General features: G+C 51.5%; 3 protein-coding genes. All 3 read left to right on the top strand.

What is annotated here, in order from left to right; genetic code table 11:
* Positions 1 to 152: 152 nt before the first annotated feature.
* Positions 153 to 845: a hypothetical protein gene (locus AACP44_RS09080; protein WP_339340207.1), complete on the top strand. Its 693-nt coding sequence runs from the start codon at positions 153 to 155 to the stop codon at positions 843 to 845.
* Positions 846 to 872: 27 nt separating this feature from the next.
* Positions 873 to 1,496, top strand: a complete 624-nt coding sequence (locus tag AACP44_RS09075) for a hypothetical protein (protein ID WP_339340206.1) — start codon at positions 873 to 875, stop codon at positions 1,494 to 1,496.
* A gap of 100 nt (positions 1,497 to 1,596) precedes the next feature.
* The coding region (gene thyX / locus AACP44_RS09070; RefSeq protein WP_339340208.1) for an FAD-dependent thymidylate synthase at positions 1,597 to 2,215 on the top strand (619 nt) is incomplete at its 3' end.

The following is a 2,215-nucleotide window of genomic DNA, read 5'->3' as shown; positions in this document are numbered from 1 at the left end:
GCGGCCATGCCATCAACTACGCGATGGTTCTCTGGGACGAGTTCAAGTCTCCACGCCAACACCACGTCATGAGGCTGCGCAAGTTATCCGATGAAGCTGTGAAAGAACACGCCGCTTCTTAATCGATACATTGAATTCAAAAAGGGACAACCATGGCTCAGTGGCCCATACCTCCAGACCTCCACAGTGAGATCGAGGGTGGGCCATTTTGTCCCTTCCATGAGCACTCACTTGGATCGCGCGATGGACGCATACCTCGCTACACAGACAGCCATGCCTGCGTCCGCTGCATCAGTGCGCTGACTGAAGGAAGACTCAGCCTGGATGTTCACAAGATTCATCGAACCTACCGTCGCAGGTTCCTGGAGTTCTGGTCCTTCGTAGAGATCGGGGACCCTGATGAATGCTGGAACTGGCACGGAAATACGCACTCCAAATCCAACAGCACATACTTTGCGATGCCTCGTTTCTGGGGCAGCGCCAGGCAGTATTCAGCGCCACGCGTTGCGTTTTGGTTTACCTGGGGCGACGTCGGCAGACTCCCGATTAAACCGATTTGCGGCAACAACCACTGCTGCAATCCCTTGCACTGGAGGGCTAAAGGTGTGCCGCATTATCACGTCAACAGGCACATGCAGAAGATTGACCTGGAGTTCAGCAGCAACAAGTTGCAGCACGAGACCCAGCTCTTTCTTGAAACAACACTCGAGCGCGATCCGAAACGATTCGAGAAACTGCAAAAAGCAAACAAGCTGTGGATTGACTTCCGCTTGAACTCAGACAAGCCTGTACAGATCGAAGATCTAATCAAGGCAGCAGCAAAAGAGCGAGGATTCGATTCCTAGAATTGACTAAATAGCCGTAGTTGAATTGTGTCGTTTGCCAATTACATAGAAAAATACGACCGCAAGGCATTCGGTGCAGGCTCCGACAAAAAGCCTGCTAGAGACCGATTCAGCGCGCTTGATGTCCGCAAAATGTTCGACGCAGGTACAGACAAATACGACGAGTCGAAAGCAGAGGCAGCACAAATGGTGCTGGATTACGCCGACAGTATCAAAGGCAAGTCCAAAATGGGCGGCGGTACTAGGAAAGCCTTGAACAAGTTGAAGGGCTACTTAAAAGAGAAATCAAACGACGACAAGCCAAAAAACACTGATCGGCCAAAAGAAGTCCGAGAAGACCAAGAGCGCTTTGAAGAGACCAGGCTCGACAAGCCTGAAAATCAGATGCCAAGACTTGAAGACGCTTACGCTTCAAACGAAGGCGAAAAACCCAACGCCAGCATGGCAGCCATTCGAGGCGGCGATGATCTGAATGAGTGGTATCAAACTAAATTTGTCCCACATCTAGAGGCTGATGCAAACGCAACCACTAGCGAGATCGGAGATGACAGCCGCTACTTTTTAGACAAATTTGCATTCGATCCTCCAAAACTTGGCGACGTGCAAGATATCTTTGACAAGTACAAAAATGAAATTGAGGACCTGAGTTAACATTCGGCTAACAGTCTCCACATAAAACGTAAGCGCGACAAGGCAGGCAGTACGCCTGCTTTGTCTCTACGTTTCGGGCAGTCACGCGCACTTCGTGGAGATGCCTGGACCACTCCCCATACGGGTAACCACTGTCAACGCAACCGAATTTCCGCAGCGCTTGGCCTATCTGGCTTTGCACGCTGACTACAGCGAAGAGCCGTTTCCGAAAACCGAGCTGCCAGAAGACGAGGCAGGGACGATCGTCGTTGAACGACTGCTTAAAGGCGGGCGCGGGCACTGGGGACCGCTCGAACACCCGAGCCTGAGCCTGATGATCCAGGCGGATCACAACACAATGATGCAGCTTCGAACTCATCGAGTCGGCTGCACGTTTGACTATCAGTCAATGCGATACACCGGCAAGCGCATCAGGAAGGTTGCCAATCACGAGATACCTCCAGAGGATGTTTTCTACGTCCGTCCGCCTGGTAAATACACAGATCGCCAGGGAAAGAAATACGAATGGACTCAAGATTTGTACGATGAGCAACTGGCCATGTGCCTGTCGTCAGCCATCGACTACGACAACCTTCGTCAGATGGGAGCATCCGAAGAACACGCGCGCTCAGTGCTTGCTACTGGATACCTTCAACATGGCCTGGTCACAGGTTCACTCCGTTTCTGGCTACACCTTTTAGATGTACGAGCTAAAGCAGATGCTCAACTTGAAGTCCGTC

This window comes from uncultured Oceanicoccus sp. (assembly GCF_963968385.1).
In the GTDB taxonomy this organism is placed as follows: Bacteria; Pseudomonadota; Gammaproteobacteria; order Pseudomonadales; family Dasaniaceae; genus Oceanicoccus.
Note: the sequence above shows the minus strand (reverse complement) of the source record. Positions and strands in the feature narration are given on the sequence as shown.

What these genes read in the sequence shown, in the direction of transcription:
- AACP44_RS09080 (WP_339340207.1), top strand. Translation starts at nt 153, where the DNA reads ATGGCTCAGTGGCCCATACCTCCAGACCTCCACAGTGAGATCGAGGGT.